This is a genomic window from Aquiflexum gelatinilyticum (assembly GCF_024741135.1).
Taxonomy (GTDB): domain Bacteria; phylum Bacteroidota; class Bacteroidia; order Cytophagales; family Cyclobacteriaceae; genus Cognataquiflexum; species Cognataquiflexum gelatinilyticum.
Genome location: NZ_JANSUY010000002.1, coordinates 227,654 through 245,444, shown reverse-complemented (window position 1 = coordinate 245,444; position 17,791 = coordinate 227,654). Strand labels below are relative to the sequence as shown.

At 37.5% G+C, this 17,791-nt stretch carries 18 protein-coding genes; 2 read left to right on the top strand and 16 right to left on the bottom strand.

Annotated elements, in window-relative coordinates; all coding sequences use genetic code 11:
* Nucleotides 1-224: 224 nt before the first annotated feature.
* From NU887_RS04965 to NU887_RS04930, 8 genes are all read right to left on the bottom strand, one after another.
* Complete coding sequence (locus NU887_RS04965) at nt 225-1,910, bottom strand: Ig-like domain-containing domain (protein ID WP_258422254.1); 1,686 nt, start codon at nt 1,908-1,910, stop codon at nt 225-227.
* Nucleotides 1,907-2,806, bottom strand: coding sequence for a class I SAM-dependent methyltransferase (locus NU887_RS04960; RefSeq protein WP_258422253.1), 900 nt, complete (start codon nt 2,804-2,806; stop codon nt 1,907-1,909). The genes NU887_RS04965 and NU887_RS04960 overlap by 4 nt, the downstream gene beginning before the upstream one ends.
* The gene (mnmG, locus tag NU887_RS04955) at nt 2,806-4,671 is read right to left on the bottom strand and encodes a tRNA uridine-5-carboxymethylaminomethyl(34) synthesis enzyme MnmG (protein WP_258422252.1); all 1,866 of its coding nucleotides are present in this window, start codon (nt 4,669-4,671) and stop codon (nt 2,806-2,808) included. The genes NU887_RS04960 and mnmG overlap by 1 nt, the downstream gene beginning before the upstream one ends.
* Before the next feature lie 75 nt (nt 4,672-4,746).
* Entirely contained in the window at nt 4,747-5,169 is a 423-nt protein-coding gene (gene ybeY, locus NU887_RS04950; protein WP_258422251.1) for an rRNA maturation RNase YbeY, read from the bottom strand.
* Nucleotide 5,170: 1 nt separating this feature from the next.
* Complete coding sequence (locus tag NU887_RS04945; RefSeq protein ID WP_258422250.1) at nt 5,171-5,569, bottom strand: ATP-binding protein; 399 nt, start codon at nt 5,567-5,569, stop codon at nt 5,171-5,173.
* Between the two features lie 37 nt (nt 5,570-5,606).
* Nucleotides 5,607-6,365 carry an exodeoxyribonuclease III gene (locus NU887_RS04940; protein WP_258422488.1) on the bottom strand — a complete coding sequence of 253 codons (759 nt, stop codon included), beginning with the start codon at nt 6,363-6,365 and terminating at the stop codon, nt 5,607-5,609.
* A gap of 33 nt (nt 6,366-6,398) precedes the next feature.
* Entirely contained in the window at nt 6,399-6,761 is a 363-nt protein-coding gene (locus NU887_RS04935) for a hypothetical protein (RefSeq protein ID WP_258422249.1), read from the bottom strand.
* The gene (locus NU887_RS04930; RefSeq protein ID WP_258422248.1) at nt 6,754-7,110 is read right to left on the bottom strand and encodes a carboxymuconolactone decarboxylase family protein; all 357 of its coding nucleotides are present in this window, start codon (nt 7,108-7,110) and stop codon (nt 6,754-6,756) included. The genes NU887_RS04935 and NU887_RS04930 overlap by 8 nt, the downstream gene beginning before the upstream one ends.
* Nucleotides 7,111-7,390: 280 nt before the next feature.
* Between NU887_RS04930 and NU887_RS04925 the strand changes: the two genes are divergently transcribed.
* A complete protein-coding gene (locus NU887_RS04925; protein WP_338080969.1) occupies nt 7,391-7,888 on the top strand; it encodes a ComF family protein in 498 nt (165 codons plus the stop codon).
* A gap of 181 nt (nt 7,889-8,069) precedes the next feature.
* Here the strand turns inward: NU887_RS04925 and NU887_RS04920 are convergent, their stop codons facing one another.
* The 5 genes from NU887_RS04920 to NU887_RS04900 all read right to left on the bottom strand — a co-directional run bounded on the left by NU887_RS04920 (nt 8,070) and on the right by NU887_RS04900 (nt 14,663).
* On the bottom strand, nt 8,070-8,870 hold the full coding sequence (locus tag NU887_RS04920; RefSeq protein WP_258422246.1) for a TPM domain-containing protein: 801 nt from the start codon (nt 8,868-8,870) through the stop codon (nt 8,070-8,072).
* Between the two features lie 7 nt (nt 8,871-8,877).
* Nucleotides 8,878-9,312: a TPM domain-containing protein gene (locus NU887_RS04915; protein ID WP_258422245.1), complete on the bottom strand. Its 435-nt coding sequence runs from the start codon at nt 9,310-9,312 to the stop codon at nt 8,878-8,880.
* A gap of 5 nt (nt 9,313-9,317) precedes the next feature.
* Nucleotides 9,318-9,908, bottom strand: coding sequence for a LemA family protein (locus NU887_RS04910; protein ID WP_258422244.1), 591 nt, complete (start codon nt 9,906-9,908; stop codon nt 9,318-9,320).
* A 74-nt stretch (nt 9,909-9,982) separates the two neighbouring features.
* Complete coding sequence (locus tag NU887_RS04905) at nt 9,983-13,282, bottom strand: PAS domain S-box protein (protein ID WP_258422243.1); 3,300 nt, start codon at nt 13,280-13,282, stop codon at nt 9,983-9,985.
* Nucleotides 13,283-13,412: 130 nt separating this feature from the next.
* Nucleotides 13,413-14,663 carry an aspartyl protease family protein gene (locus tag NU887_RS04900; RefSeq protein WP_258422242.1) on the bottom strand — a complete coding sequence of 417 codons (1,251 nt, stop codon included), beginning with the start codon at nt 14,661-14,663 and terminating at the stop codon, nt 13,413-13,415.
* Between the two features lie 217 nt (nt 14,664-14,880).
* On the opposite strand from NU887_RS04900, the gene NU887_RS04895 reads away from it, so the two are divergent.
* Entirely contained in the window at nt 14,881-15,351 is a 471-nt protein-coding gene (locus NU887_RS04895) for a Fur family transcriptional regulator (protein ID WP_258422241.1), read from the top strand.
* On the opposite strand, the gene NU887_RS04890 is transcribed toward NU887_RS04895, so the two are convergent.
* The 3 genes from NU887_RS04890 to hflK are packed head-to-tail and all read right to left on the bottom strand — an operon-like array spanning nt 15,348 to nt 17,760.
* A complete protein-coding gene (locus NU887_RS04890) occupies nt 15,348-15,791 on the bottom strand; it encodes an SRPBCC family protein (RefSeq protein ID WP_258422240.1) in 444 nt (147 codons plus the stop codon). The genes NU887_RS04895 and NU887_RS04890 overlap by 4 nt on opposite strands.
* A 56-nt stretch (nt 15,792-15,847) precedes the next feature.
* The gene (gene hflC, locus NU887_RS04885; RefSeq protein ID WP_258422239.1) at nt 15,848-16,786 is read right to left on the bottom strand and encodes a protease modulator HflC; all 939 of its coding nucleotides are present in this window, start codon (nt 16,784-16,786) and stop codon (nt 15,848-15,850) included.
* A complete protein-coding gene (hflK, locus tag NU887_RS04880; protein WP_258422238.1) occupies nt 16,783-17,760 on the bottom strand; it encodes an FtsH protease activity modulator HflK in 978 nt (325 codons plus the stop codon). The genes hflC and hflK overlap by 4 nt, the downstream gene beginning before the upstream one ends.
* Between the last annotated feature and the right edge of the window lie 31 nt (nt 17,761-17,791).

Sequence of the window (17,791 nt, the reverse complement as noted above, 5' to 3'; positions counted from 1 at the left end):
ATTTCAATCGTATTGAAAAAAAGGATTTATTGTTGTGGGAAAATGAAAATATATAAATGTGTGTTCTTTGCTGTGTCTGTAATTGTGAATGACTGTGGATGAATGATGGGTTATTCCCTTTGTCCAATTTTTTGATGGTTCAAATTTTGGTTGTTATTGATAAGTCTCCTTTTATACCCAAGTTGTGGGAACTTATGCACATGTTTTGTTTAGGTTATCTACAATTATTTCATAATATTTTCTTTAATTTTTGGTATTCCAGGTATTTTTTGAGGGTCTATCGTGACATCAAGTGACCATCCCCCTCTAATTATTGTGTCTTTTGGATTATCGCTTTCTTTATTTTCTAGGTAATATATTGGTTCTGCTTGTCGATTTTCATTCATATTGGAAGTATCCCATCGTCTGTTTTTATTTAAATCCAAGATTGCTCTGATATAATATGTAGCTGCTTCTAAATTTTTGAATATTGCTACGTTTGTTTCAGTTAAGTATTGTTCTGCTACTACTTCATCTTTTTTGTCAATAATCTGGACTATGATTGGTAAGTTTTCGGTGTTTACTGTAATCTTTATTTCTTCAGCCAAAGTTTCTGGGTCAAGTTTTCTGAATAGGTTTTCAATTTTTGTTGTATTGAATTCCCCTTCTATATCTTGGAATGTTGAGTCCATCGCATATAAGGTGTATTCTTCTTGTTTTAAGGAGTCTGGGACATTTACTGCGATGGAAATCAATGTTCTGTCCAAGCTGTCTTTAAATGAAAGCATTTCAGGTTTTATCGGAATGTAAGAAGCACTGTCGTATTTTATATATAGTGAATCATAATTTACATTGTTTATTGGTTTGTTGAATTTAATTTCTGCTTCAATTTCTTTCAAAAAGTTTCTTTTGGCTTTTACAGTGGTTTCCAACTTTTCATTTTTTCTGTCACTTTCCTCAAATTTTGCATAAACGATTGTATCAAGTTTGAATCCAACAGAGTCTCTTAACATCAATTTTACAGCTGTGCTGTCATTGATTATACTTGTATGGTATAATCTAATTGTTTTTTCATTTTGCCTGTAAAACAAGCTTTTGTTTATATCCTGATGATCAATGATGATGTCTGTTGGGTATTTGCTGAGATAGATGTCGAAATTCTGCCCTGATGCACTTGCTCTGTTAATTTTGAATGCAGATAAGTCCGCCTTTGAAAGGTAGAGTTTCGCATCTGTTACGTTTTCTGAAATGCTGATTGTATCAGATATAAATCCGTATTCCTCTTGTTTTTCTTCTGCTTTTAAAGAGTTGTTTTGGTCATGCCAAGCATATGCTCTATAATTCCCTGCTTTTATATTGCTGAGATTGAAATTTCCTATTGAATCGGTTTGTCCAATATAATAGGGTGTGGCGGTAAGAACATTGGTTGTGTCATTTTCGGCATATAGCCCTACCAAAACATCGGTAATATTCTTCTGTTTTTGGGGGAGAATGTATGAAACGTTTCCTGAAAAACTAAGGCTGTCGATGTTGGGTCCCGTCGAAAAAACAAGTTTGAGGTTGTCCGGAATGTTGTTTTCGGTGATGTCTTTTATGGATTTTTGGAAGTTAAATACATAAGTTGTACTGTCTTCAAGTTCTTGGTTTAGGTTAATAATTACTCTATTCTTATTTGTCGTTACCTCCATTTCATCTTTATTGATTCTTGGAGTTATGATAATTTGTTTGTTTGGTGTTTCCGCTTTTACATATTCGTCAAATTCAAGTTCTATAATTGAGGGTTTGACATTTGTGCTTTCATTTGATGGATTTATGGATAAAAGTTTTGGTGGATCTTCATCTTTGGGTCCTCCCATTGGCGTTCCTTGTTTCGCACATGAAACGACAGTAAAAAGTAATATTATGCCTAATAGGTAATTTGAATGTTTCATTTTTTCTTTAAAATAAACAATAAGCTTGAGTAATTATAATTGTTTTTTTTGGCCCAAGTATTTGATTTATAACCATTTATAAAAGCGTTTATCAATTTGCTTATTGTTCCTTTGTTAGGGTTTAGGTAGTTTTCAGATAAGATTGAAACATAATAGCTATCAAATTTCATTGGCTCAATAGCTACAATTTTGAGCCCCATTTTTTCTGCAAAAACCTTAATTGTATCTTGATTGAAATGATACAGGTGTCTTGGTACATCCAATGCTGCCCAGAAAGTGCCATACTGTTTGGCATCATTGGAATTGTTATTTGGAACTGCAATAAAGATTGTACCGTTTTCCTCCAATAAGTCCACAATTTTTTTCCCTGTTTTTCTCAGGTTATGTATGTGTTCAAGAACGTGATAAAGACTGATTGCATTGAATTTAGTATCTTTTTCGATCTCCTCAAGTTTGCCCTTAATTTTAAGTTTTTTGCTTTTGGATATTTTTCTCGCTGTTTTATTCGGTTCTATTCCTTGAGTTTTCCATCCTGATTTTTTTGCTTCTGCTAAGAAATATCCTGTTCCGCATCCGTAATCAAGGAGTGTTTTATTTCCTTCAGTATATTTATTTAGCAATTTTACCTTCTTTCTGATAGTGATATTCCTTACCCATTTATAAAGTAGGTTTGTGAAATTTGTGGTTTTGTTTTGGTGAGAAACGTAGTCTTCCGATTGATAATATGGTGTTATGCTTTCTTTATCCGGTCGGGGGTTTGTAAATATCAATTGGCAAGATGAACATTTACACAACAAGAAATTTTCCTTGCTTATTGAAAAATCTTTAACTTCCAAATGATTAAGAAAAAGCCCACTTTTACATAGTGGGCATTTGTTTAATCTTTCCTGTGACATTATCTTCCTAAATAAACGGTGAGAATAGAAAGGTCTGCAGGGGTCACACCACTAATTCTTGATGCTTGACCGAGTGTTTCGGGTTTTATTTTATTTAATTTCTGTTTTCCTTCAGCCGAAAGTGCAGTTATTGTTAGATAATCAAATTGTATCGGGATTCTATAGTCTTCCATATTATTCAATTTTTCTACCATTTGCTGTTCTTTTTCTATATAGCTGTCATATTTGATTTGAATTTCTGCCTGTTCTAGAACCTCTTTTTTATATTTGGAAAGATAATTTTTTATGTCCTGGTCTAAGTCCATAATTTCTGTTAATCCAATTTGAGGCCTTTTCAAAAGCTTTTCAACCGTGACCTTTTCTTTAATGGTCGCTGTTTCAAATCCTTCTAAGCCTTCATTAATTATATCAGGAGACAATTTTTTTTGTTTTAAATCATTGATCAGTTTAGCTGTATCAGATTTTTTGTCCTGCATTTTTTCTAGTCTCGTATCATCTGCCAAACCAATTTTATGACCCATTTGGGTTAATCTCAAGTCTGCATTGTCCTGACGTAGCAATAATCTGAATTCGGCTCTAGATGTAAACATCCTGTATGGTTCCTCAGTCCCTTTATTGATCAGATCATCTATCAATACACCTATATATGCGTCGGATCTTTTTAAAACAAATGGATCCCTTTCATGTACTTTCCTAGAAGCATTTATTCCCGCCATCAATCCTTGGGAGGCGGCTTCTTCATAGCCTGTCGTTCCGTTGATTTGTCCGGCAAAGAATAGGTTTTCTATTAAATGTGTCTCTAAGCTTAGTTTTAATTGTGTTGGGGGAAAGAAATCATATTCTATGGCATAACCTGGTCTAAACATTTTAGCATTTTCAAAACCTGGTATTTTCCTTAAAGCTTGGTATTGTACATCCTCAGGCAATGAAGTGGAGAAACCGTTGATGTACATTTCAACAGTGTTCCATCCTTCAGGTTCTACAAATATCTGATGTCTTTCTCTTTCGGCAAATCTGTTGATTTTATCCTCTATAGATGGGCAATACCTTGGTCCAAGACCTTGGATTCTGCCATTGAACATAGGGGATCTGTCAAAACCTGTTTCTAGTGTATTGTGTACCTCTTTGTTGGTATAGGTAATCCAACATGTTCTTTGATTTTTTAAAGTTGATGTAGCGTCAGAGAAGGAAAACTTCTCAGGGTTTTCATCCCCGTACTGTACTTCCATTTTGCTGTAATCCAATGAACGTCCATCAACCCTTGGAGGTGTTCCAGTTTTCATTCTTCCCGCTTCAAAACCCAATTGGACGAGTTGTTCGGTTATTCCTTTTGCCGCTGCTTCTCCTGTTCTTCCTCCCCCAAATTGTTTTTCTCCGATATGAATTATGCCATTTAAAAATGTTCCATTGGTAAGAACCACTGATTTGGATTGGATTTCTATCCCAATTCCTGTCCTTACTCCAACAGCTTTATTGTCTTTAATTAATAACCCACTTATCATTTCTTGCCAAAAATCAACATTGGGTGTTTGTTCAAGAGCCAATCTCCATTCTTCTGCAAATAACATTCTATCATTTTGCGATCTTGGAGACCACATAGCAGGACCTTTGGACCTATTCAACATCCTGAATTGGATCATGGATTTGTCAGAAATTATCCCTGACATTCCTCCTAAGGCGTCAATCTCCCTCACAATTTGACCTTTTGCTACGCCACCCATTGCCGGGTTACATGACATTTGTGCAATGGTATTCATATTCATTGTACAAAGAAGGACTTTGGAACCCATCTTTGCTGCTGCATGCGCAGCTTCACAGCCTGCATGCCCTGCTCCTACAACGATCACATCATATATTGGAAACATAATTTTCTTTTTTGGTTTGTTCCACGTGGAACTTTTTTATCAATTGGATCTGAATAGTGTTTCACGTGGAACGTTTCATTTGTCCAGTAAAGAAATGGCTTTATTTTCCATATTTCTCATACTGATTATATCTTCTTCTCTTTTGTCCTTATATCCCATTAAATGCAAAATCCCATGGCTCATAACCCTTGAGAGTTCTTTTTCAAAGGACACACTTTCTTTAATGGCATTATCTTTAATTCGGTCTACACTGACAAAAATGTCTCCTTCTATTAGATTTTCTTTTTCTGAATTGTCAAAGGTAATAATGTCTGTGTAGGTTTTATGGTTCAAGAAGTCAACATTGATTTGATAAAGGTATTCATCGGAACAAAAAATGTAATTAAGTTCTCCAATTTTAAATCCTTCGAGATTGGCTATTTCTTTTAACCATTTTTTCTTTTTGTTCTTTTCCGGAAGGGAAAATTTTATGTCTTCTTCAAAAAAAAGAATTGCCATATCACATGTAGAAAGTTAGTATGGTTTTTCTACCGTTCTCCTCAAATTTAATTCCATCTGCCAAATGCTTCATAATGAATATTCCACGCCCTCCTGTTTTCTCTAAATTTTCAGGTGCTGTCGGATCTACCAAATGCTCGAAATCAAAACCCTTTCCCTCATCCAATATCACAAATTCAACTTGATTTTCATCAAGATGCAATTCAAGGTTTACTTTTTTATTTCCATCCATTTGGTTTCCATGAATGATGGCATTAGTCACACATTCTGTAACAGAAATCATGATATTCCCATAGATATCTTCATTAATAGGATATTTCTCCCTAGCATTATCTATAAAGCTTTCAACGATCTTTATATTCTCAATTAGAGATGGAATAGAAATTTTAATGGAATTCATGAAAATAATGTTGATATAAACGTTAAATATAATATTTTTATAATTCTATCATTATTGGGCAGTGGTCCGAATGATGTGCCTCTGGTAGGATAATAGAACGCTTCACTTTTTCTTTCATATGTGATGTGGCCATGTGGTAATCAATTCTCCAACCGAGATTTTTAGACCTTGAGCCTGCCCTATAACTCCACCAAGTGTAATGATGTGGATCTTGATTATACAACCGGAATGTATCTACAAAACCTGATTCTGTAAACTTGTCCATCCAAGCCCTTTCCTCAGGAAGAAAACCTGATGAATTCTTGTTTGACACTGGATTGTGGATATCGATTGCTTTGTGACATATATTGTAATCGCCACTGAGAATTAAATTAGGGTATCCTTTAACCAAGTCTTGGGTATACCCGAAGATGTCATCTAAGAAGCGATATTTGAAATCTTGCCTTATATCACCAGTTGTCCCTGAGGGAAAATACGCAGAAATGAATGAAAAGCCATCAAAATCTGCCCTTATAATTCTTCCCTCATCATCATAAAGAGGGAAACTCATTCCATATTCAACTTGGTTAGGTTTTATTTTACTCAAAATGGCAACACCACTATATCCCTTCTTTGCAGCTGGATACCAATAAATGTGGTATCCCATATCTTCAAAGATAGACCGGTCAATTTGGTTCTCTTCAGCTTTGATTTCCTGTAACCCAATAATATCTGGATCTGTTGCTTTTAACCAGTCAGCAAAGCCCTTGGTAAGTGCCGCACGGATTCCGTTTACATTATAGGATACGACTTTTATGTTACTATGATCACTCAATTTTGAATTCGTTTATTATTTGATTTCTATTTGAAATTCTGTTTCGAAATATTCCAAAACCTGTATTTTCAACAATTTCTCCTGCTCTAACACGTCAAAATGAGGAAGTTTGTTTACAAGTTTCCAATGGGGCCAACCATCTTGGTCTATATAATCCAATTCATAAAACCCAACTTGGCTCAACACCCTGCAAATCCCAATATGCATCAAGTCCTGCTTTTGTTCTTTCGAAAAATTTTTGTTTCCCTGTCCAAGTTCCTGTACTCCTATCAAAAATAAAACCCCATTTAAGTCATTGGGCTTTTTCCCGATAAGCTCTTCCATGCCCTTCAGCAGTTTACTCCATCTTTTTTCCAGATCAAGGTCTTTCTTAAACATCTGCTTTTCCTTCTTTTTCCAATAATTCCCAATATTCAACTGCTCTTCTCAAATGGGGTATTACAATTGACCCACCAATAATGGTTGCGATTGAAAAAACCTCAAAGACCTGCTCTTTATTCAGACCTGCCTCAAATGATTTGCCCAAATGGTATTTGATACAATCATCACATCTCAGGACCATAGAACATGCCAATCCGATCATTTCCTTCGTTTTCACATCCAATGCCCCTTCCGCATAGGTATTGGTATCAAGGTTGAAAAAACGTTTGATGACCTTATTGTCTGAAGCCATGATTTTTTCATTCATTTCGCTCCTATAGGCATTGAATTCTTCTAATAAATTCATTAAATTTTAAGATGGTTTTAGTCAATTGCAAATATAACAGGTATTTACAGTCATTCAGTTCGATCTCCTCATTTTGAAAATGTATTCTAAGATTTTTGAAGATTTTTTGGCTTTGGTTTTTCCAAAAACCTGCTGTTTATGTAAAAGAAGTCTTTTTGACTTTGAAGATCAGTTGTGCAAAATATGCATAGCGGAGCTTCCAGTCACCAATTACCACCTTAGACCTCAAAACAATGAATTGGTCACCAAAATAATGGGGCTTACAAAACCCAATTTAGCAATGTCTTTTTTGAGGTTTTCCAAAAAAGGAGGAAGCCAAATTCTTCTCCACCAACTCAAATACAAAAACAAGCCAGAAATCGGAGTCGAATTAGGAAGATTATATGGGAATATTCTTTACCAAAATGGTTTTTCAAATAATTGGGATCAAATAACGCCAGTTCCTTTACATCCAATAAAACAGAAAATAAGGGGCTATAACCAAAGTGAGCAATTTGCAATAGGACTCTCAGAGGCTTTGGATGTTCCAGTTGTCTTGTCTCTGATCAGGAAACAGTTCACGGAAACGCAAACCAAAAAATCAAGATTGCAACGGATAGAAAATGTGGCCGAGGTCTTTGATGTTGATTTGATGAAAGATGTAAATGGAAAAAGGCTACTGCTCGTGGATGACGTTATGACCACAGGAGCAACATTGATCACTTGCGCCAATGTCCTTTTAGAAAAAGGTTGTCAATTGGTAGACTTAGCCGTCATCGCAGCAGGAAAGAATCAATAGATTGCGATTAATTAAATTTTTCACAACAGAAATTAAGTGCCTCCTGATTGAATCAACGCAGTTTTTTGAACAAAGGCTTATAACAAAATAAGAAAGCATGAAATATTTAAAGACTCAAATCAAGGTGAGATTTTGACCAAGTACCAATGGAAAATGCCTTCAAAGATTCGAAAACTCAAATTTACCAGCTTCCTCCTGCACCGCCGCCACCAAATGAACCACCTCCAAAACCACCGAAGCCGCCGCCTCCGCCACCAAATCCACCACGGCCGGATGAAAAGTCTCCAAACTTGCCTTTCCCACTTCCTTTGAGCATGTTGGCGAGCATAATTGTGGTAAACAAGTCAATTCCCCCACCTTTGCCTCCCATGTGGTTGTCATTGTCTTTCCTGTTTTTGATCATTGGAAGGATAACAAAAATAAAGATGAAGATCAAAAAGAATATTATGGCTCCGCCATGTTCTCCTGTTGAAGTAACTTTTTCAGCTTCATATTCCCCTGAAGCCAACTTGAAAATCATTTCAGTTGCCTTATCCAGACCATCATAATAGGCCTGCATTTTAAAATTTGGAACAATTAATTGGTCGACAATCCTTTTTGCCAACACATCAGGCAATACACCCTCCATCCCATATCCTGTAGCAATGAATACTTTCCTGTCATCCATCGCTGCCAAAATCAACACGCCATTGTCAAGCTTTGATTGGCCTATTCCCCACTTTTCACCCAATTGAAACGCATAGTCGCTGATATCATATTGGCCTACAGAGCGAATCATGACAATAGTCACCTGGGTAGAGGTACTGTCATTGTAGGCCACAAGCTTGGTTTCCAAACTTCTAACCTCACTTGAAGAAAGGGTATTTGTGAAATCATTGACGAGCTTCGGCGGATTTGGAACTTCAGGAAAATCCCCCTGAGCTGACAGACCACCGACAAACAATAGGAAAATGATTATTGAAAGGAAATATCTATAATTCATGATTTTTTTATCCAAAGGAGATTTCATCAGGTAATTCGTTGACATCACCTTTTTGATCATAAGGGAAATGTGTTTTGAGCTGCTGACCGCATGCTTCAATCGCATTTGACAGGCCTTCTGTAAAAGCGTGTTGTTTAAAAGATTTTGCCATCTCCTCTTTGATTTTTTCCCAGAAATTTTCCGGAACGACCTTATTGATACCCGAATCTCCTAAGATGGCAAATTTGTGGTCTGCTACAGCCAAATAGAAAAGTACAGCGTTTCTTTCTTTTGTTTTATGCATTTTGAGGGTTTCAAAAACCTCTGCGGCCCGGTCCAAAACGTCCGAGGCGCAGTGATTTTCGATATGTACCTGTATTTCTCCTGAAGTAGCTATTTCAGCTGCTGCAATGGCTGAAACAATCCTGTTTTTGTCTTCTTGAGAAAATAGATTTTCTGCCATAATCCTTAAAATTGAACTGTCGGTGCATTTTCTGCACCTGCAGCTGCTTCAAAATATCCCTTGGTTTCAAATCCATACCAACCTGCAAATAGGTTGTTAGGGAATTTTCTCAGATCCGAATTATAGGCCTGCACAGATTGATTGAAGTTCCTTCTCGCAACTGCAATCCTGTTTTCTGTCCCTTCAAGCTGGGCTTGTAAGTCAAGAAAATTCTGATTGGCTTTTAGATCTGGATATTTTTCGACCGTTACCAAAAGTCTGCTCAAAGCCCCGCTTAACTGATCTTGTGCCTGCTGAAATTGGGCTATTTTATCAGGACTGAGGTCATTTGCATCAATATTGATCGAAGTGGCTTTTGCACGGGCTTCAATGACACCGGTCAAGGTTTCCTGTTCAAAATCAGCATATCCCTTAACGGTATTGACAAGATTGGGAATAAGATCCGCCCTTCTTTGGTATTGTGTTTGGACCTCCGCCCATTGGCCATTGATTGTTTCCTCATTTTGGACAAACATATTGTAAACTCCCACTGCTTTGGTGTACATAAATATGCCCACTACGGCAATGATCAAAATAGGAATGAGTGCTTTTTTCATTTTTTGATTTGTTTTAGATGCTCAAAATTAAAATATTGAAGGGAATATCCTTTGTGTTTGATTTTTATACGCAATTATTTTTCTTCCGGATAATTGGCTTTCATATTTCTGAGATAGATGTAAAAGGTAGTTCCTACACCAACAGTACTTTCAACCCTAAGGTTGCCATCATGTGCCCGGATTTGTTCACGGATCAGGTATAAACCCAATCCTTTGCCATCCACATGGGAATGAAATCTTTGGTAGAGTCCAAATAGACGATCCTTATACCTATCAAGGTCAATTCCAATTCCATTGTCTCTGAATTCAATCACCGTGTAACCTTCCGCGAGATAGGATTTAATCTGAATGACAGGGTTCCTGTCCTGATGTTTGTATTTAATGGAATTCGTAGTCAGGTTGATGATAAAATTTTCTAAGTGTGAATAAATATAATTGATATAAGGTGCTGTGCTATAATCACTTACAATAACAGCTCCCGATTCCTTAAACTGCTTGGACAGACTCCTTTCTATGTTTTTTAGAAGTTTTCTGAAACTTACCCGTTCAATTTTCGGTAGTTTGTTCTTTTTGATAGATACTACTTCTATCAGGTCTTCTAGTGTACCGTTCAAAATTTGGGTGGATATTTTCAGATTTTCTATGATTTCCACATTTTCTAGGTCAGCAGGATTGTGGCTGTTGTACAGGTCTAGAAGTGAGGTAATATTAACAATAGGCGCGCGGAGATTATGGGAAATGATATAGGCGAATCTCTGAAGCTCTTCATTTTGGGATTTTAGATCTTTTATAAGCCTTTCTCGTTCTGATTCTGCTATTTTGGATTCTGTAATATTTTGCGTTACTAAAAGTATCCTGTCCACTTTATTAGAACTGTTGGTTAGTGGAACGCCGTTTTTGAGATAGTATTGGTTATTGACCATGACTTCAAAAATTACGGCTTCACCCGCAAGGACTTTTTCCAAAAACTCTTTTACTTTTTCAGAAGTCGCATCATCATATATAGAAAGATGGGGAGTTCCAATCAGTTTTTTTTGATCAATCTGCAAGGATTGGTATCCTTTTCCATCAGTAAATACATAATTGAAATCTTTGTCCAAAATCTCAATCGTCCCATTTGGAAAGTTTTCTGCAATACTCCTAAAAAGCAACTCTGAGGAAATCAACTTTTTTTCAAAATGGAGGCGGTTCAGTTCTGCTCCCACCCTATCCGACAATACGGAGAGTAATCCCGATAGACCAAAACTATAAGGATGGTCTTTTTGATCCATCAAAACCAAAATACCGAGACGGTTTTTTTCGATATCAATAATCGGAACACCCATGTATGTGGAAATTCCCATTTTAACTAATCCTTTGTCCTTTGGATATTTGGAAGCTGCACCGGAAGGGATGATAAATGGACTATTGGAATTTAAACAATCATAACACGGTGCGTCTTTTAGGGAATATTTGAAATTCTTTTCTTTTTGTCCGTTTTTGAAATATGATAGAGAGTAAGCAAATTGATTTTTTTCATCCACTTCTGCGATAAAGCAAGTGCTCATAAACAACTTCTCTGACAGGAAGGAAGTCAACACGTCAAAAAACTCCTGACCCGAGTACCGTGATGTTCGCTCTGTTAGTTCTGATAAAATGTTCGAAACATATTGTTGTTCGCTGATGTCCTCCAAAATAGCCTGAAATACCTTTCCATCTTCTACCGACTTGGCATTAACCCGCACATGAAACATCTTTTTGTTGAAGTGGCTCGTGTAGGGCCCTTCATAAAAGCCTCTTCCTTTTTCAATGCTGTCTCTATATGCTTTTTCAATAGGATGCCCTTTGGTCAGTTCAAACATGTTTTTTCCGATCATTTCGGTGGAATCAGACACATTGACCTTGTCCATAAACTGTTTGTTTACATCAAGGATGATACCTTGACTGTTATATTGGAATATGGGAAGAGGGTTTTCATCAAACAGGACTTTATACCTATTGAGAAGTAAAAAGGACTCTGTTTCTTTTTGTTTGGTATAGGTAATGTCAATAAAAAATCCTGCCCAAATAGATTCTCTAGGAAATTGCTTTAGTCTGTTGGATGCACCAAATACCCATTTGGCTTTTCCCGAAGGGGTAAAAATCCTAAAAGTACTTTCAAACTTGAGGTCCTTTTGAAAGGCTGTTTTATCTGCCTCAATTACATGATCGATGTCCTCAGGATGAACAAGTCGACGGATACTTGCCTCATCTTCCATAATCATGGATGGGTCAAGTTCCCACAGGTTTTTGCTTCCTTCACTGACAAAAATGAATTTTCTCGAACCATCAGGAAAAGCCTTGAGCATGTATACCATCCCCGGAACGACTCCTGTAAGTTGGTCAAGGATGGTTTTATGCTCCAAAATGTCCTTTTCAATCTCTTTGAGTGCGGTGATATCAGTAATTATCCCTAAAGAAATCCCCGAATTATTGGGGTCATCCAATAGTTTATTTACCTCATCTTGCACATAGACATAGCTGCCATCTGCATGACTGACCCTGTATATCATTTTCGAGCCATGGTCAAAACCCATATTAAAGTAATGACGGTCAAGGGGATGGACAAGATTGATCCAATCTTTGGAGGTAAAGTTTTCAAAAAATTCTGCTGAATAGCCCAAAATACCGTCCAAGTTTCCTGAAAAATTGATCAGGTCGTTTTTAAAGTCATACTCATAATAAACAGGAGCCTGCTTTGGACCGATTTGTAAAGCCTCCGTGCTTGATGCATTTTTGTCTACCAAAGGACTAGGACCGTAAACAAGCTGCAAAAGCAAATGATTTTCAGTCAATATTTTTTTGGTTAGGAATATATGGCCGGGAAAAATGGGGAGGATTTTGGTGTTTTTATTTTCCAGGAAGCCATTGAAATCCGCTTCCGGAATGAAATCAAATTTTGAAAAGAAGGAGGCCTTCCATGCTGAGACACGGTCGAGATCATGACCTGATTGGATTCCTGTAAAAATACGATCTTCTGATTTGTCCATTAACCAGGAGAATTTGACATTTGAGTCAAATGGCAATTGGGAAATAAGGACGTTTACAAGATAGGAATTGTCTTCTTGAGAAATCACATAACCTTCCACTTGGACAAACCTGAAATACTTTTCCTTCCAAGTCAATGGACAGGTGATTTTGTCACCGTTTCCCAAGATCTGAAACAGGTATTCAAAAAAAGGTTTAGGTAATGTAGGAAAGGATTTTTCAAAATAATCCTCTTGGTAAAACTTTTCGCCTTCAGTCAGAATATTCCTAATTTCAGAGGATATATAAAGCAGCTCAAACCTGCCGTTGTCATACTTTTTTAAAGTAAGCAGAATATTTTGAAAAGAAACTTTAGCGCCTTCTGACATAAAATAATCAAAGAATTCATTGAGTTTGTCTCCTATTTTGACATCCCAACTTTAAAAACATTCATCCAAATATACGATTCTTCGGCTAACAACTTTAAAAATGAAAAATTTGAAATATCGATAACAAATATTAAATCTGTCTTCTAAGCTTGAATTTAAACTCTTTGATCTCAAAATCCGATGAGTCATCACCCAAATATCGCTTCATCGTGATTTTGATCTCTCTGCCTTCTTCGGAGCGAAACAATTTGATCAAATCCGGAAGCTCCCAAAAATCAATCGGTATGTTATTGATGTCCTGGAACTCATCCCTCATCCGGATTCCCGCTTCATATGCCGGAGATCCCTCCCTAATCTGGGTTACAAAAATCACTTTTTCGTCCGAAGGCATAAGCCTAGGAGTAATCCCGCTCATATCAAACTCAAAGGGTACAGCAAATGTGTCTCCCCTTTTGATGTACATTTTCTCCCTGTTGTAATCCATTATCACGGTCAACCTTCCCAAAATCTCAGAGCCAATGCTTCCCTGCCTTCCGCTCTCTCGGATTACATAGCTGAATTCTGTCTCTTCAGGAAAAGAAGTGATCACATCTTTGAATTTGATCCCGTTGATATTCAATAGAAACGTCCGGCCCACGTATCCGAACAGATCCCCACCAAGAGACCTCCCCAAATCACTCGCTATATGGTTTTTTGGCAGGAAAATCTTGTCACTTGTTTCCCTGTTTAACAGCAGACCGTGATTGGCTCCGATATCGATCAAAAGTTTGGTTTCTATTTCTGAACCTGCCACCTGTTTTACTTCACCCTTAATATAGGGTTTACTGTTATCTAGCTTGATGTCAACTTTCTTATAGCCAAATGGCTTTCTTTTCATCATTTCACCAGCATAGAAAGTGATTTTTTGTTTGTCATAGTCAATCTTGACAGGGTTGTATTTGAAAAATTCGTAGCCGATAACCCCAAATACCGGAATCCCGATGACTTGCTCAAGTTCCATGAAATCCTCATCCAAGACCAACAAGGTTTGGTAGATTCCTTCCAATGGACCCATGTCTATATAATTATTTGGAGATACAGAGGCAGTCAGGATGGTCTGTCCATCTGCTCCTACCAAATCTAATTTTCTTGTGTAATTCAGCCCGATATAATTTCCAAAAGTTTTGCTGAACAGAATATTGGTTTTGACCCCTGTATCCAAAAGAAAATTCACGGGAGGACCATTGTTGATAGAGAGTGGAATCACCACCAGATTATTGGATACTATTATCGGCAGTTCTACTTTTTTGCTTTTTTCCCTCATATAGAATCCAGGTACCTGAGCAACATTTGCAAAAATGTTGCAGGAAAAAATCAGAATAAGAAGAAATAACCGGCGCACAGTAAATTTGATCGTTTTTTCGGGTCTATATGTCGTTTAATATAAGCATAAATACATTTCATTCGTCTTTTGTTTATTTCTAAATTTTTGGTGGCCTCTATTCTTTAAATTTTTATCAGGACTGAAATTAAATAAGGCTTTGTAAAATCAATCATGGCTTAGTATAATTGATAAAATCTAAAAAATACTCCATCTTTATTTTTTGGTACAATTCAATATGGCAGAATTATCAGTTGTAGAAAAAGCAAAAAAAATTTTTGAAAACTTCCTGTTAAGGCAGGGAAGCAGAAAAACCCCTGAGAGGTATTCTGTTTTGGATGAACTTTATGCATTGCCTCAAGACGAACATATTGACGTTGAAGGTCTCTTTTTATTGATGAGGAACAAAGGCTATACCATCAGTAGGGCCACGATATACAATACTTTGGACCTTTTGGTAGAATGCGGACTCGCAGTAAAGCACCAGTTTAAGGATAAAGTCGCACTTTATGAGCAAGCCTTGACTTACAAGCATCATGACCATCATGTCTGCAATCAATGCCGCAAAATCAGGGAATTTTCTGACGAAAGGATCAATTCCATCAAAGATGCCATGGGAAAAGAATTTCAGTCAGGTATTACCAGTCACTCTTTGGTTTTGTATGGAGACTGCCAGATCCAAAACTGTGATAACCTGTCTTTGGCTTAAGACTTGGTCTTGAAGTATTTTTTGTAAATGGGTTTCCTGTATAAAAATTGAAGGTACATCGCCGGGTAAAGAAGTATTCCCAAAAATCCCGGTTTTGCACTAAAAGTGATTTCATCTCTGATGATGGATCCTGACCCGTTTTTTATAATCCTGTGTTTATGCTTCCATTCTTTCAAAAAAAACGGCAATTCAGTTCCCTGATCCACAAAATAGAATTCATTCTCATCAGTACGGTCTTCAGTGATCAGGCTTGTCCATTTTTGTTTGAATACGATGAAATCCAGTTCTAATGTTACCTCATCGCCTTTTTTTGATCCATCAAAGCGCAGGAGCTTTACAGGAGGGAAAGGTGGACTAAGCTTGGTAAACAGGGATTCATCAAAACCTTCTTTGACTTGAAGGTAGTTTTGTCCGACAGCAGTTTCAATATTGATTTTCATGCCTAGACCTAAGTCCAAAATGTGTTCATTTGTTTTGTACTGCGCTTAAAAATCCCTTAATCCACTTTTTTTAGATACCTGAAAAACTCGGAATCCGATGAAAGAATGATGGTGGTATTTTCATCAAGGGATTTTTCAAAACTTTCCATAGACCGGATGAATTTATAAAAATCTACGGATTGCCGGCTTCGGTTATAAGCAGCAGCATAGATTTTGGTAGCTTCTGCATCTGCCCGGCCTTTTATTTCCTCTGCTTTTTTGAATGCCTCTGATTGGATTTCTGCAAGGTCTTTTTCTTTGTTTCCTTCGATTTTTCTAGCCTCTCCTTGTCCTTCAGACCGGAATTGGTCTGCTATCCTGTTCCTTTCACTGATCATCCGGTCATAAACCCTGTCCCTTACCTCATCTACATAATTCATCCTTTTGAACCTGAAGTCCAAAACCCGGACTCCAAGGTCAGCTGTCCTTTCATTGGCCTTTTCCAACACAATTTTTTCTATTTTAGCACGGCCTACATTGATGTCTTCCAGGATTTCTATCTGTTCCATAAACTCCTCCGTGATTTCGGGATCCCTGTTGGAAGACCTCACCAAATCCAATAAGTCATGGCTTGCCACGGCATTTCGGGTTTCACCATCCAAAATATCGTCCAGCCTAGACTGTGCAGACCGTTCGTCTCTCAGCCTGATAAAAAACTGAAGGGGATTAGTGATTTCCCAACGGGCATAAGTATCGACAAAAATAAATTTTTTGTCTTTGGTAGGAACCTGATTACGCGCTCCGTCCCATTCCAGGTACCTTTTGTCAAAATACTGTACTTTGTGGAAGTAGGGGATTTTAAAATTCAGACCCGCTTCTGTCCGTGGTTCACCCACAGGCTTGCCAAAAAGTGTGACGATGGCCTGCTTGGTTTCATCCAAAATGAAAATGCTGCTATATAAGGTATAAATAAGGATAGCCAAAAATACCAAGGTGAGGGTTTGTCTATTTCTCATGGGTTGATTTTTTTAGCTTTGTCAAGGTTGAGCAGTGGAAGGATATTGTTTCCCTTATCATCCACGATTATTTTGTTCCCGATTTTGGGAAGTACTTTTTCCATTGTTTCCAGATAGATCCGCTGCTTGGTTACCTCAGGAGATTTGATGTACGCATCAAAAAGACTGTTGAACCTGTCAGCCTCACCTTTGGCCCGGTTGACCCGGTTCAATGCATAGGCTTCGGCTAGCTGTATGGTTTCTTCGGCTTCTCCTTTGGCCCGGGGGATTACCCTGTTGTATTCTGCTTCTGCTTGGTTGGTTAATGTTTCTCTTTCCTGTTGTGCTTCGTTGACAGCATTGAAGGAAGGTTTCACAGGTTCCGGTGGATTGACGTCCTGAAGAACTACCTGATCGATTCGGATTCCGTTTTGGTACTCGTCACACATTTCCTGAAGCAGTACTTCTACACTTGTGGCGACTTCTTGTCTGCCCACAGTCAATACTTCATTGACTGTCCTGTCACCTACAATTTTTCTCATCGCTGCTTCGGACATGTCCCTGAGTGTCTTTTCAGCATTTCTCACTCTAAACAGGTAATTGTACGAATCCACAATCCTATATTGGACGACCCATTCTACATCGGTGAGGTTGAGGTCACCCGTTAGCATCATGCTTTCGTCTCCAAAAGTCCCTTTTTCATATTCTGTACGCTGATCTGCTTTGACTGTCCTGAATCCAAATTCCTGCTTAAGTTGCCTTTGAACGGGGATTTTATACATGCTTTCTATGCCAAAGGGCAGTATAAAATTCAGACCAGGCTGTACAGTCCTATTATATTGGCCCAGCAAAACCACGACACCTTCCTCTTCAGGCCCGACTGTTTTGGTGCTTGTAAAAATGGCAACCACTAATAAAAACCCACCGATTATTTTGCCTGCATACTTTTTTATCCAGTCCGGGTCAATATTTATTTCATACTTGTTTTCATTCATGATGCTTTCTTTAACGTCGATTTAGCCGAAA